This window comes from Paenibacillus konkukensis, assembly GCF_023523925.1.
Taxonomy (GTDB): Bacteria; Bacillota; Bacilli; order Paenibacillales; family NBRC-103111; genus Paenibacillus_S; species Paenibacillus_S doosanensis.
Genome location: NZ_CP027059.1, coordinates 6534703 through 6548082, shown reverse-complemented (window position 1 = coordinate 6548082; position 13380 = coordinate 6534703). Strand labels below are relative to the sequence as shown.

The 13380-nt window shown below is 46.9% G+C and carries 12 protein-coding genes and 3 pseudogenes; 2 read left to right on the top strand and 13 right to left on the bottom strand.

Annotated features, from left to right (window positions below):
* Window positions 1–141: 141 nt before the first annotated feature.
* Together SK3146_RS28420 and SK3146_RS28415 are read right to left on the bottom strand one after the other, a co-directional pair.
* Window positions 142–387: a cold-inducible protein YdjO-related protein gene (locus SK3146_RS28420; protein ID WP_249861932.1), complete on the bottom strand. Its 246-nt coding sequence runs from the start codon at window positions 385–387 to the stop codon at window positions 142–144.
* 90 nt (window positions 388–477) lie between these two features.
* A complete protein-coding gene (locus SK3146_RS28415; RefSeq protein ID WP_249861931.1) occupies window positions 478–981 on the bottom strand; it encodes a CYTH domain-containing protein in 504 nt (167 codons plus the stop codon).
* 253 nt (window positions 982–1234) lie between these two features.
* Between SK3146_RS28415 and SK3146_RS28410 the strand changes: the two genes are divergently transcribed.
* Together SK3146_RS28410 and SK3146_RS28405 are read left to right on the top strand one after the other, a co-directional pair.
* Window positions 1235–1990: an MBL fold metallo-hydrolase gene (locus tag SK3146_RS28410; RefSeq protein WP_249861930.1), complete on the top strand. Its 756-nt coding sequence runs from the start codon at window positions 1235–1237 to the stop codon at window positions 1988–1990.
* Between the two features lie 111 nt (window positions 1991–2101).
* A complete protein-coding gene (locus tag SK3146_RS28405; protein WP_249861929.1) occupies window positions 2102–2275 on the top strand; it encodes a hypothetical protein in 174 nt (57 codons plus the stop codon).
* 30 nt (window positions 2276–2305) lie between these two features.
* On the opposite strand, the pseudogene SK3146_RS28400 reads toward SK3146_RS28405, so the two are convergent.
* From SK3146_RS28400 to SK3146_RS28345, 11 genes and pseudogenes are all read right to left on the bottom strand, one after another.
* Window positions 2306–2509: pseudogene (locus SK3146_RS28400) on the bottom strand (IS4 family transposase); the annotation flags it as partial.
* Window positions 2510–2710: 201 nt separating this feature from the next.
* Window positions 2711–3442: pseudogene (locus tag SK3146_RS28395) on the bottom strand (transposase); the annotation flags it as partial.
* A 142-nt stretch (window positions 3443–3584) separates the two neighbouring features.
* Window positions 3585–4758: pseudogene (locus SK3146_RS28390) on the bottom strand (ISL3 family transposase); the annotation flags it as partial.
* Window positions 4733–5056, bottom strand: a complete 324-nt coding sequence (locus SK3146_RS28380; protein WP_434006917.1) for a helix-turn-helix domain-containing protein — start codon at window positions 5054–5056, stop codon at window positions 4733–4735. The pseudogene SK3146_RS28390 and the gene SK3146_RS28380, both read right to left, overlap by 26 nt.
* A gap of 421 nt (window positions 5057–5477) precedes the next feature.
* Entirely contained in the window at window positions 5478–6203 is a 726-nt protein-coding gene (locus SK3146_RS28375; protein WP_249861924.1) for a glycerophosphodiester phosphodiesterase, read from the bottom strand.
* Window positions 6204–6246: 43 nt separating this feature from the next.
* Window positions 6247–7329: a sialidase family protein gene (locus tag SK3146_RS28370; protein ID WP_249861923.1), complete on the bottom strand. Its 1083-nt coding sequence runs from the start codon at window positions 7327–7329 to the stop codon at window positions 6247–6249.
* The gene (locus tag SK3146_RS28365; RefSeq protein ID WP_249861922.1) at window positions 7319–9040 is read right to left on the bottom strand and encodes a glycosylhydrolase-like jelly roll fold domain-containing protein; all 1722 of its coding nucleotides are present in this window, start codon (window positions 9038–9040) and stop codon (window positions 7319–7321) included. Before SK3146_RS28365 ends, SK3146_RS28370 begins: the two co-directional genes overlap by 11 nt.
* Window positions 9031–9849, bottom strand: a complete 819-nt coding sequence (locus tag SK3146_RS28360; RefSeq protein WP_249861921.1) for a hypothetical protein — start codon at window positions 9847–9849, stop codon at window positions 9031–9033. The genes SK3146_RS28365 and SK3146_RS28360 overlap by 10 nt, the downstream gene beginning before the upstream one ends.
* Window positions 9850–9877: 28 nt before the next feature.
* Window positions 9878–11509: a type 2 periplasmic-binding domain-containing protein gene (locus SK3146_RS28355; RefSeq protein ID WP_249861920.1), complete on the bottom strand. Its 1632-nt coding sequence runs from the start codon at window positions 11507–11509 to the stop codon at window positions 9878–9880.
* 27 nt (window positions 11510–11536) lie between these two features.
* Window positions 11537–12421 (bottom strand): carbohydrate ABC transporter permease, encoded by an 885-nt coding sequence (locus SK3146_RS28350; RefSeq protein ID WP_249861919.1) that lies wholly within the window; start codon window positions 12419–12421, stop codon window positions 11537–11539.
* 17 nt (window positions 12422–12438) lie between these two features.
* Window positions 12439–13344, bottom strand: coding sequence for an ABC transporter permease (locus SK3146_RS28345; protein ID WP_249861918.1), 906 nt, complete (start codon window positions 13342–13344; stop codon window positions 12439–12441).
* Between the last annotated feature and the right edge of the window lie 36 nt (window positions 13345–13380).

Here is a 13380-nt window from a genome sequence, read left to right as displayed (position 1 = left end):
TGCGACTTTCGGCATACTCGCGGATCATCCGTTCACCTATAGAGGGTTCCTGGGCCGTAGAACAAAAAAAAGGCTGCCGGTATCATTGCCGGCAACCTGATAGAGCCTGTCTGAAGTCGATCGGTTCACGAGGGGCGCGCCTTAGAGGCGGCGTTTGCCTACGATAAACTTTTTGTTCCCCTTTTTCTTGACGACGGGCACATGTTTATAGCTTCGCACCATCGGGCCTTTGCATAAAGGACAGCTCGGTGACGCTTCCGTTACAAATTCTTTGCGAATCCATGCTTTACAAATGGCATCCTTGCATTTGAAAATCTCTACCTGCTGCAGTTCTGTCTCCGGGGTTGATTGTTCCGGTTTTTGTTCTTCTGAAGTCGATGTCGGCATTTTGAATCTTAATCTCCCTGTTTCATTTCGTTTTAGTAGACTATTAATTATTATACAGATAGGGGAGTTTATCAACCCCTTGACATCCTTTTATAGACGAACATTTTGTGACTGCAAACTTATCCACAAAGACTTATTCCGAAACTCTTCCTCTTGTCCCAGTTCTCTTCCAAACCAATGCGGCGGTACGAACGCTTGTGCCGCTTGTTCGTCCTCAAATTCGACCTCCACCACCATCAGATCAATCTGCTTGTATTCATCGATTTCATAGCACAATCCTTGCCGCTCGACCTTCGTACGTATTTTCTCCAAAGGAACAAACTTCGTATTCATCAGAAGCTGCCGGTACACTTCCTCCGATATTTCATATTCCACCTCTTGACGGACCAGGCCGTGACCCGATTTGAACGTATGAGTATAGGAGGCCCGTCCCTCGTGATCGACCAGCTTCCGCACGCGAATCTCCTGATCTTCCGAGTAGGCCAGATACGTCTGGTAAATATGCCTTTTCCCGACGAACCGGACCTCTTCCGACTCCAACTGCTCCTTAGGAAAAGCGGTAATCAAAAACTTGCGTTCAATCTCCGTACTCATTCTCTGTTTCCCCTCTCGTTTTTAGCGGCTAAAGCCCATGTGAATGTTCTTATCATACCACATGTCGGACAAGCCAGAAACGCTCTTCCACAGACGCTTTAGAGCTTTAACGCGCGGCTTCCTTCATGCGATAAAAATATTTTTCTTGACATTTTATTAATTATGTGTTATAATAAAAATTTTAATTGACTAATAAATTCTAACTTTGTATGATGAAATAGCCTTACTAAGCATTCAAAGTTGGAGGGATACCATGCAAACAGCTCGAGAGATCCAGATACTGGACATTTCCGCCGTCGTGTTGGGACAAAAGGATACCGTGCACCCGGTGCTGATCCGGGACCGCGAAACCGCCGTGCTTGTCGATACCGGTTTCCCGCGCCAAATTCATTCGCTCCGGGAGGCGATCCGCCAAGCGGGAACGAGTTTGGAGCAGCTGCAGCACATTATTATCACCCATCAGGATATCGATCATATCGGGAATTTGCCCGATCTCACAAGCGCTGCCCCCTCGAAGCCGCAAGTGCTGGCGCATGAACTGGAGAAGCCGTACATTCAGGGAGAAAGAAGATTGCTCAAAGTAACTCCCGAAGCGCTCGCGCAGATCGACGCTCTGCCTGAGGAAGTGCCGCTGGAATGGCGCCGAAGCTTGAAGGCGCTGCTGGAGAATCCGCCGAAAGCCCAGGTGGACCGAACGATAGCGGACGGAGAACTGCTGCCTTACGGCGGGGGTATCCGGGTCATCGCGACTCCGGGCCATACGCCGGGGCATATTAGTCTGTACCACGAAGCCAGCCGAACGCTTATCGCAGGCGACGCGCTGAAGGTCACGGACGGCTCGCTGCAAGGCCCCGCGCCGCAGGAGACGCTGAACATGGAGCAGGCGCTGCAATCGCTGGCCAAGCTGGCGGCGTACGACATCCACACCGTCATCTGCTATCACGGCGGCTTGTATCAGGGCGAAGCCAACGCGCGGATCGCCGAGCTGGCCCGAGGGAGCGGACTTTAGCCGTTTGAGGGCGCGGCCCGCCCGAATAACGAAGCCCCAAGCTTTTCATGAGAAAATGGATTGAATCATTGACCAAGACGAAAGCTGCCGCGGCAGGAGACGGAGGTTTATATGAAAATATTCGTAGTTATCTCGCTGCAGGGCGAACAGATGGACAACGTCTTTGTTAGCACCGACGAAGAAAAAGCGCTGGCGCTCACTCCCGCCGATTTTGACGGGTGCGACGCCCTGTTCGTGGAAGTATGGGAAGACGGAGAGAAAATCGACGATTACAGGCTGCAATAACGCATTAAGTGAGATGGAATCATTAATAACTCAACTTTCGCAGCTAAGATCAGTCAGTAAAACCTTGATATAGCTGGGCACACCGGCAATCCATTGCTGGAGTTGACTAAAAAGCACAGACTTCTCCCATTTGGTTTTGAGATTCGTCAACTCCAAGAAAAACGTCATGATCTGTTGGAGCGCGGACTTATAATCAAGTTCCCGAACTTCATCCGCAAACAGGAAGAAGAGTCCTCAGAGGCAAAGTGGAGTAGTGCACAATAGGGTAAAACTGGAAGCGTTATGAACGCTGCCTCTGTTCCTGCATGCCTATTAGCCAATGAGATGGGCCAGAATCCCTACATTCCAAACTTCACCGACATCCAATACAATAGAAATCCTGCGAATGAGTGAGCATTCGTGAGATTATCCCCTAATTACGAGGGATGGCTGAACAATCGGTGCCCATTCCAGATTGGTTACAAGAGCTTCATACTGCCAGTCCTCATCGAACACAATGCGCCCTTGGCCGTGTTCGAACACCTGGGTTTTGCGAATAATCGCTATACACCGAGACTTTGTCCAAGACGTCGCTTTGTAGATTAGGGTAATGCCTTCGATGATCCACTCTTCGTCGACATAGCGAGTCCAATAGCGGCAGGCCCGAACTTCTTTAGCCAGACGCTTTGTCCACTTGAGTTTGCCGACATAGCCAACGTTGTTGCTTTCCCAAAGTCGGTAGAAGTCTTCGCCGCCGAAGCCCTTGTCAAATCGGGCATACTTCACTTTGCGTTCGCCGAGCAGATCGAAAGTTTGTTTTAGAAAGTCAGCGGCGTTCGTAGAAGAGTGCGTGTTACCTGGCCGCAGGACGGCATTCAGATTCAAGCGGGATTTTCCTTCAAAGGCCAGCAGGGGATGGTAACTTTTTCGCCCGGGCTTGTGCGGATTCGTGCCCTTGGCCGCGCCGGCTTGATCGCCGTAGACCGTTTCCACCGTGGAATCCAGATCGAGAATAAGGCCATGGGGCAAGCAAGGTGCGATGATCCCCTGATTCAGCTTCCGCAGTTCATCCGGCAGTGACGGACACGACCGGCCAAGTCTCCCAAGCTCCTTATACAGCAAGCTATGATGCGGTAGGCGACCGCCAAGAAAGCGACGGAGCAGCGCATCGTGCTGCAGTTTGCGGAATGAAACATTCACTCTTGATTTTGCTGACGTCTGTGGTAGACTTCATCTAAAAGGTGCTCCTCTCTTTGGGTGATGTTGTCTTCGCAAACACCATCCTATCAAAGATTTGGGGCTCAACCTTAAAATCAGTGCTTGATTATTGTCATAACATCCGATGGCGGTTACATGCAATCAGAATCCCCGCTTTGTAGCGACTGCAATTCCATGTGAAATAATGGCGGCGTTGAAAGGCTTTAACGCGATTATGACGGCCTTCTACGGTTGCGTTTGTCCATCGGCATTGGTGGTAATTTACGATTTCTTCTTGCCAATTGCGCATGGTCTTCAGCACACATTGGACGGCAGCATGCTCGATCTGTTCACCTTGACTATACCAGCGCTCAAATCCCATCCTGGCAACGGTGTAGCCTGGTGAACAGTCGTACCACGTCGTGAACGCTTCTTTCCATTCCCACACGCTGCGCAACAAACGGGAGTAATTCAGTATCGCATCCAACTTCTTTCTACTTTGCTCGTCCAGTGATTCGGAGGGCGGATTCAGCAAACGATGATTCGCTTTCAGATAAGCTTTCGCTCGCGGCGACAATGTAGGCTGAACGGTTTTCCGAACTTCCTGCACGCTTTCGATCACATAACCGTGAACATGAAAACGGTCCGCGATGCGTATCGCTTTCGGAAAACACTCGCTAATCCAGGTGTGATACGCCTGAGCCAAATCCATGACTACGGCCTTGGGATCAAGCAGAAGGAGGTCTGGATGTGCCTGGGCATACGCCCGCAGTGCTTCCAGCTTTCGGCCTGGCAGCAGATCCAGCATCGTCTCGCCTTTCAGGTTGTGAATGCCAGTGTTATACGTATGACCTTTCTTGACCGCGAAGTCATCGACACCCAGAATCAGCTCATCCATTTCTTTTACTGCTTCCCACACTTGTTCATAAAGCGCATCGCAAAGAACAGGAACCGCTTCGTTATGCATGTGTTGTACGGTACTTGCTGGCACTTGCTGCATCCGCGGATCCAAGCGCTTGTTCGACCGTACGGGAGCGAAAAAGCTTGCTGTAACGCTGCTTGGAGCCAACGAAATCGTATAGCTATACGAATCCGGCTTCACAGCGTGTGCAATACAAGCGAATGGTCGGCACATGCAAATAGGTCTTCTTCTCAAATAAAGGGAGATGTCGGACGATTCGCATACCATTGCTTCCCTTCCGAATGACCGCTTGATCCGAAGCGCAGCATGGGCAGATTTGCTTGTTGTCTAGCGGCACTGCTTCGATGTGAACCTCATCGTCATGATGGGATAATAGTTGATATACTGAGTTGGCATCTGTCTATTCCTTTTGTTGTGGGTGGGGACTTGGACAGTAATCGATTCGTCCAGACCTCATAAGAATACCCGAGATCTTTGGGCTTCTGACAGGCAAGTTCAACGATCCAAGTTTTCGCCTCATCGGTTATTTCAGGAGGACGACCCGAGCGTTTTTCTTCTTTCAGTGCGGCTCCAACCCCCTGTTCAAGCGCTTTATCCACACAACGATTCACTTTAGGAACCGTTGTTTGCAACAACTCAGTAATTTTCGGAATGCTGAGACCTTCTGCATAATGCAGGAGCATTCGGGCACGTTCAACCCGTCGAAATTCTTCAGAACGCGCTTGGCTGATTCGCTTTAGAAGGTTCAGGTCTTGCTCATTTAAGGTCAGTTTGTCTTTGGTGGATTTAAAAGGCATGGTATCTCTCCGTTCATTCGCTTTCTTAGAGTATACCACATCTTTACTTGAGAATCTGTCTACTAGTTATCTCCCATGCCAGGCGCACCTAAAAAACACGCCATTCCGCTACGATTTCCGATGCAAAATGGCGTGTTTTGAAGTTTCATGCATTTTGTTCCTAAACTGAGATTTACCAAATAGGACATAGTAACCGGATCAAGAAGCCTTCAATTAATGATTTACCTCATTAATTTATTAAAGCGGTATGAATTCCGTTACTTTAACCAATACTGTACAATTTTTGCTATCCAAGTTGTTTCCTAAGTTAGTTCACACTGCCTCCAGACGCCTTCAAGGCTTCAGTCAATCGATCAGGATAGTTAATGGTCATTCCATCAATAGATGCCTGTAAACAGCTCATCATCTGCTCTTCTTTGCGAATTCCCCATGCTCTTATTTCATAACCTGCTTGTTTAACTTCGTTGACAAGTCCTACAGTTACCAGATCAGCCTTGGGACAAAACTGAACCGCTCGAATCCCAGCTAACTGATCCCGTACTTTTGAATCCCAACCGTACGTCAGGTAACCAAGACGCACTCTGTCATCCCGTCTTCTCAACTCCTGCAAAACCTCAAAATCGAATGCAGTTATGGTGACCCGTTCGTATAGTTTCCATACTGCGATCATCTCGCTTACTTCCTTCTCCATCCCAGGCTCCTTGAGTTCAAGCGCCAGCAGAACCGGACGACGAGCGAAATGCCTGAAAAAAGACGTCAGTGTAACAAGCGGTTCCCCCTGATAAAAATCAGAGAACCATGATCCTGCATCAAGTTGTGCAACTTCTCTCCAAGTATAATCAGACAATTTACCATTTCCATTCGTATTTCGATCCAATTGCTCATCGTGCTGCAGAATAATTACACCATCATTCGTTCTGCGCAGATCAGTTTCCAGTCCATTAGCTCCCATCTCCAATCCTTTATAAAAGGCGGCAAACGTGTTCTCCGGAGCATAGTGAGAAGCTCCCCTATGCGCCAAATTCATAAACATGATATCCATTCACTCCTTCTATTCGCACTTTTGCAACGGACGCCTACAGTTCCAGAATCGTTCCCGCGATATAGCGTACGCCACCATTCTGCTGGATCGCATCGTTGCGGTCATTCATATAGTAAGCAGCAAGCATCCTTCCACCCGACAACTCTACCGCTCTTGGATACCCCAAATCGCGGCTGCCGCCATCATCGCGAAGGATAAGCTCGGGGCCCCACGTTAATCCCCGATCTTCACTTATGCGCGCCCTAATACCATAAGGCGGTCTGCGATAGCCGTACACTGCGAACAGCCTGCCATCTCTCATAAGGGTCAAATGAACCGTATCGCCATGATCATTAATTCGCGACAAATAACTCCACGTCCGTCCTCCGTCATCAGACGCATATACTTCACCCCATGCTGATTCCATAGAAGGCTTGCATCGGATGGCAGCTAATATTCTGCCATCGTCAAAAAGCACAGGCGATGGGCAGATCATTCTGTACTCTTGACTCCCCGGCATCATGGACACAAGCGTCCAATTGCAGCCTTGATCGAAAGATGCATACACCACAGGCCGGTCATACGGGCTCGTTTTCGGTTTTGCTGTCAAAAAAAGCAGAATCGTTCCGTCAGGACGTACTAGATACGACGGTCTTCCCTGAAACCGCGGAATACCGCAGGAGGGGAGCACAACCGCTTCTCCCCATGTATGTCCTGCATCGCTGGACAAGCTGACCCATGCCTTTGCGTCGGCAGCTGCGGAATCCGGAGTACTCCAGCAGAGCAGTAGCGATCGAGGGTTGATCAAATCAACCCCCTCCGTGATCTCATGGACAGGTCCATAACGCAACTGATCATATAACCGAACATTGTTTACAATCCTTTGGGGTTCGGTCCATGTTTGTCCTCCGTCCGTTGTGCGGACAACCATAATATTGCTAAACATTTCAACCCGGTCATGGTGGATCGTGCCAGCGTGCTGGTAATTACAAGCTATGTTCATAAAACCCACTACAATTTCATCGTCAGATACTTTCCACATTCCAGCGTTGAACGGCCAAGAACTAAATTCGAAATTGTTGCGATACAAAACGATATGCTGCACATTATTGAGAACAATTGATTTATTATGATTCATAAAAACCTCCGTACTTTTTATTGTTACTTATAATTCGACGCATCCGAACTCCTGTGAGAAGTCCGGATGCCCTGCCCACTTTTTCATAATGATTGGCCATACTATTGGAGACAAGGATATCGATCAAATTGACTCCAGGATTCAACCAATCCGTAATGTTCACCTCATATGGCTCCCAAAATCGGACGTCGACGTGTTTTTTATTGACTCGTACTTCCATAAAATCACCCACCTGACCGCAATCGAGGACATACTGATCAGATAGATCGTTGATGTGAAACCGATTAAAGTATCGCACTGTTCCCGAAAAATTCTCGCATCCCGCGTATTCCGCCCACGAACCAAACCTTTTCACCCTAACGGGACCACAAGGTAACCCGTAACACATCCAGGCCTGGTCGAAGGGCACAGTAATCTCATTACATGATATGCTGCTGTATTGATAATCCTGTCCTCTAGAGGCTTCATCGAGCTGCGTAGACCCGATAGATGCCGCTTCCGTGTCAATGACCACGACAAGGCACTCGCGCTTTCCAAGCTTCAGACTAATTCCTTCGTCTCCCCTGATCGAAGAATCCGCAGGCTTGATCGAACCATTCCAGGCATCCCATATTTCATATCGGGCGCTGATCATGCCGGGAAAACGAATCATTCCTTCATAACTTTCCTGCCCCTCGTTCATCACCATAACGAACGTAGTTTTCCCCTTCTTCAGCATACTCGCGCGCATATCCGAGCATGGCGGTTCCAGAAGCATTTTACGCGGGATATTCAGGTCAACAAGCTTTACAAACTCTCCCTCATCCGTCGCAACGGAACACATCTTAAGATGCGGAATTTTGCACATATAACCTAAAATGGAGACACCACCCAACTGCAACTGAAGCAGTATATCGCTCATAGCTGCCGATATCCGATAGTCTTCAGGTAAAATAAGAACACGGTAACGGTTGCAGCCAAGATTCATTGTCCCTTCAAGCTTGTCCAACTTAGACCGCATAACCTCATGCTCACTTATATAATTGAATTCAATTTGCGCCTGATACAGAGGCTTGGCGGCTCTCCATGACAAATGATATTCATCGGTCAGAATAGCAACTTCAGCTGAATTACAGCTGTCCGTATTCATCCAACACATGCGCTTGATATACTCCGCAATCCGCTTGAAATGAGGCCACCATAGATTATGAGGTCCTACATCGGGCGGACGTTCCCCCGAACGCTCTCCTCGAACGGAATAATAAAAGGCATGCGGATGCAGCACGTTTACTCCGCGTATAAACAGCCAATCCATAATCCATTTCATATCACTGACGGTCAGCGACCACCCATAGCCGCCAAAGCATTCATTGCTATTCCGGCGTTTGCCTGAATGTCTTGCCGCATCTGAAGAGCATTTGCCTTGTGTGCTGTCCGGCCCTGTCAAAGCATTGCAATGTCCCGGAAGCAATTGTTTTAACACTATGTCCTGACCAGGTATGTGGAAATAGGCTAGGAGCCCATAATCATCGGGATTCATCGGATGCCCACACAGCGCTACACCGTTCGCTTCGCAGAATGCAAATAACGGTTCATAGAAGGCAACTGCCAGTTGTCGTTGTACCGCCTTTTGATACTGTCGACGAACATAATCTTCGGTATTCGTGTCAGAATCGTACCATAACCACGCCAGATCCCTCTCATCAACATTCTCATTGTTAGCTAACTGCATGAAGCCGGTTGTCCAGGGAACGGGCTGCTTTGCACCCGGAGGCAGCTTCCTTTTCTTTCCCAGGGCATGAGGCTCGTCAGTAAATATACCAACCACGGTATTGCCGAAATACGGTCCAAAACGCTTCCGATATGTCTCATACACAATAGAGACGTACGCCCTTCCAACTGCAGGATGGAGCACATCCGGGTATAACGGCGCGCCAGGCTCATGAGAATCCTCGCCGTAATGGATGCCTCGAATAACCCCCCTGTATAATGCTCGACAAAAAGCAGTAATACCTCATCCTTCGCGAGGCTATTAGTTAAATAGCCAATAGGTTCTTCCACATTCATGATACGCAGCGATTCTGCTTCAAGCTTTCCATCCGGCAGCAGACGTGCCTTCTGTGCCGAAATCAGCCGTTCCCCCTCCTGAATCCGAAGCAGCTCCAGGGAACTCATTCGAGTTACCTCGATCACCTTGAGTCCCCTGCTAGCATGCTCCGGGAGCATCTTCACGACCATTCCGTGTGCTGATCCTGACGGATACATGGCCTCGTCGTATAACCAAACTTTCATTCCGGTACGACTTGCTTCCTCAATCACGAATTGCATCCAGTCCAAATATACCTCGGAAAGAAATCCGATAGATTCGGGCAGACCAATCCGCGGGTGAATAACAAATGCATATACACCCTTTTCACGAAAATCCTTCATCTGGGAAGCAAGCGTAACCCGGTCCAACACGTCATTCCAGAACCAGAACGGAGCAGCAGAATAGTTATTAGAAGGCTGCAGAAACTGTTGCTTCAGTTCTTTAATGGACATCGGTCTTTCATTCGTCTCTGTTAGCCGGTCATTTAACGGATGCATACCACTCATTGGCTTCCTTCGTCAGTACTTCACCGCCGCTGTTTTTCCATTTCTGAACCTGATCGGCATAAGTTGCGTCAATGTCGACTTCTCCCAAAATCGCCTTTAGGATATATTCTTGAACACTCGACTTAAGATCGGAATATTTCGCTTCCGAAGGTAGCGGTGCCTTCAACTCATTGATAATGCCAGGGAAGTCCGTGATCTTCTTCTTCGTCGTTTCGTAACGCTGAATGGCACGAGGACCTCCAAATATTGCCAACATGTCCGGATTAGACGAGTAGGTAACATCGAAGAATAACCCGGTTCCTATATTGCGGCCTTGCGGATGGTACAATTCGCTTTTTTGAAATTCTGGATTAGGAACCCTTTGGTGATTTTCATTCCAAATCCATTGCTCACCTTCCTTGCCGACTTCAATCGCGATCATGACATTTTCGTCGCTAATTAACGTATTGACGATTTGAAGCAACTTAATCATCTTGCCTTCGTCGCTCTCAACTTGTTTACCAAATACAACGTATTTCGACAGGCTGTTCGTGACAAATGTTCCCGACTTCCCTTGGGGACCGACGGGCGGCTTGACATTTACATAGACAGGTTGAGGTCCTGAAGTCGTCAATTTAGTAAATGGAGCCGTTGAATACGGATTATCCGAAGTATCGAAAAACGTTTTCCATTCCGGATGCAGCGATACCCACTTGGCGTTCAAATGCCCGTCATTGTCCCATTGATAATCGGCATATGCGAGAGTATCCAAATAGCCGATACGACCAGAGGCAAACTTATAGGGAACATCGTCCTTACCGCTGGTGCGACGCTTATCTGTAATAAATTCCGGATCAATAAGATCCATATCCTTCCACTTCTTCAACACTTTCAATGCATCTTTGGTCTCGTTCATCGTAAAACCATACACCAATTGACCATTCTGTAAATGCCACATAAACGGATTCGTTCCAAACGCACCGAAAATCGAGTTGAACCACAAGTTTGGATTATCACTTGCCGTTGAGAGGGCATACGTATCCTTTTTCCCATTCCGGTCTGGATCGTCATTGCGGAATTTGATAAACACGTTCTCCAATTCCTGAAGTGTTATGGGAATATCAGCCCCGACATTTTGCAGCCAATCACCGCGAATTGCTACCGGATATGGAGCAGTATTAGCCTCCAAAATGGGCAGAGCATAGTTCTTTCCGTTCACCTTGTTGTTCACGAATACCTTCCCATCCTGCTTGAGCATGATATTATAATAGTTTGGAGCATATTTCTGAATCATCTCAAGCGGAATTTGAGCCAAAAGATCATTTTTTACATAATTTGATAGCTCTGTCTTGTCAAGAGCAATCAAATCAGGGATTTCACCGGTAGATACGAGAAGATTCAACTTTTCCTGATTATCGACACGAACAGGTTTAATTTTGATGCCAAAGGTATCCTCCATATACTTTTGACCATATGTGTCATCTTTGAATGGATAATTCGGTCCTCCTGCCCATGAAATTACTGGTTTTTCCTCAGTTTTAGAAGGCGGCTGACTATTAGTGCAAGCGCTTAGCATCAGTGCCGTCGAAATCATGACTGCCAATAGCGATTTTCTTATATTTCGCATTTTTGATCGACCTCCCGGAATTTGTTATTATCCTTTCACAGCTCCAACCATAACACCTTGCACGAAATACTTCTGAATAAAAGGATACACGCACAGAATGGGTAATGTTGTAACCATAATGGCTGCCGCACGCATCGTTTCCGGCGTTGGCATGTTCTTCGCCTGTTGATTGGCCATGCCGGCAAGCATTTCATTCATAGCGGCATCTTGCTCAATGACCAGCCTGCGAATATGAACGCTAATCACATGCTTATCAATGGAGTTGATATAGATCAGCGAATCAAACCAACTGTTCCAGTGATGAACCGCCTGCCACAAACCAATAGTCGCCAAGGACGGCAATGAAAGCGGGATAATAATTTGGAAAAAAAAACGCAGTTCTCCCGCTCCATCCATTTTAGCCGATTCCTCTAATTCGGGGGGAATATGCATAAAGAAATTACGCAAAATCAGCAAATAAAAAGCATTTATAAGCGGCCCCAGCACAAACACCCAAATATTATCAATCAAATGTAAATTACGCATAAGTAAATATGTTGGAATCAAGCCGCCATTAAAGAAAATGGTAATAATAAAAATGGTCGTATAAAATTTGCGATGCGGCAAGTACTTTTTCGATAAAGCATAGGCTGCACAACTCATAACCAAAAGAGATAGAAGTGTACCGATCACTGTGCGGAATACCGTATTAAAAAAACCGGTATAGATAAAATCCATCGACAGGAATTTACGGTATGCCTCAAATGTTATTTCCTTAGGCCAGATCAGCAGAGACACGCCTCCTGAATACAAGCTTTCAGCAGTACTGAGCGAATACCCGATCAAATATATAAATGGATAAATAATCGAAAAACAGAACAGAAGCATCAATATCCCGTTTATCACATCAAATGCGCTTAGTTTGAGTCTCAAATTCGGCTCTCCTCTCCCTACCATAGACCGGTATGACCGAAACGGTTGGCAATTTTATTAAAAGCAAGCACTAGCGCTAATCCCACGACATTTTTAAACAAACTGATTGTGGTGGATAAGCTGTAGTCTCCCTGCTCCAATCCTATTCGGTAGGCATAAGTGTCCAAAATATCCGCAACCTCAAATACTTTTAGATTGTACAAATTGAAAATTTGATCAAAACCCGCATTTAAAATATTTCCGATTTGCAGCAATAACATAATAATAATGATGTTCATAATCGACGGCAAAGTAATGTTAAACACTTGCATCATACGATTAGCGCCGTCCATGCGCGCCGATTCATATAACTGTGGATCAATAGCCGTAATAGCAGCAAGATAAACGATAGATCCCCAACCGATACTCTGCCAAATATCCGATAAAATAAGAATGACCATAAACCAGGTCTTGTCAGCCAAAAAATAGATTGGCGTCCCTCCGAAATGCTCAATCAGTTGGTTCACGATTCCTCGCGACGGTGACAACATCTCAACCAAAATGCTCCCGATGATAACCCAGGAAAGAAAATGAGGCAAATAACTGATGTTCTGTACGACACGTTTCAACCATCGAGTACGTATCTCGTTAAGCAATAGCGCAAATACAATCGAACCGCCAAATACAAATATAAGCTTGAGCAAACTGATGACTATCGTATTTCGAAGGACCCTCAAGAAGCCCCTCTGAAACAAGCGCCCGAAATTGTCGAAACCGACCCATTCACTGCCCATAATGCCTTTGGAGAAATTAAAGTTTTTGAATGCAATGATGACTCCGTACATAGGAACATAATTGAATACGATTACATAGACAAGTGCAGGCAGCAAAAATAAAAATAAAACTTTCTGCCTACCGTACGCCTTCCATACAGATTCAAACATATCGTTCTCCTCCCTTCTATAAGTGATTGTTTGTGC

Excerpts from the sequence above, each read along its gene's own strand:
- SK3146_RS28420 (WP_249861932.1), bottom strand. The coding sequence starts at position 387 with ATGCCGACATCGACTTCAGAAGAACAAAAACCGGAACAATCAACCCCG.
- SK3146_RS28415 (WP_249861931.1), bottom strand. The coding sequence starts at position 981 with ATGAGTACGGAGATTGAACGCAAGTTTTTGATTACCGCTTTTCCTAAG.
- SK3146_RS28410 (WP_249861930.1), top strand. The coding sequence starts at position 1,235 with ATGCAAACAGCTCGAGAGATCCAGATACTGGACATTTCCGCCGTCGTG.
- SK3146_RS28405 (WP_249861929.1), top strand. The coding sequence starts at position 2,102 with ATGAAAATATTCGTAGTTATCTCGCTGCAGGGCGAACAGATGGACAAC.
- SK3146_RS28380 (WP_434006917.1), bottom strand. The coding sequence starts at position 5,056 with ATGCTCCTGCATTATGCAGAAGGTCTCAGCATTCCGAAAATTACTGAG.
- SK3146_RS28375 (WP_249861924.1), bottom strand. The coding sequence starts at position 6,203 with ATGTTTATGAATTTGGCGCATAGGGGAGCTTCTCACTATGCTCCGGAG.
- SK3146_RS28370 (WP_249861923.1), bottom strand. The coding sequence starts at position 7,329 with ATGAATCATAATAAATCAATTGTTCTCAATAATGTGCAGCATATCGTT.
- SK3146_RS28365 (WP_249861922.1), bottom strand. The coding sequence starts at position 9,040 with ATGCAGTTAGCTAACAATGAGAATGTTGATGAGAGGGATCTGGCGTGG.
- SK3146_RS28360 (WP_249861921.1), bottom strand. The coding sequence starts at position 9,849 with ATGTCCATTAAAGAACTGAAGCAACAGTTTCTGCAGCCTTCTAATAAC.
- SK3146_RS28355 (WP_249861920.1), bottom strand. The coding sequence starts at position 11,509 with ATGCGAAATATAAGAAAATCGCTATTGGCAGTCATGATTTCGACGGCA.
- SK3146_RS28345 (WP_249861918.1), bottom strand. The coding sequence starts at position 13,344 with ATGTTTGAATCTGTATGGAAGGCGTACGGTAGGCAGAAAGTTTTATTT.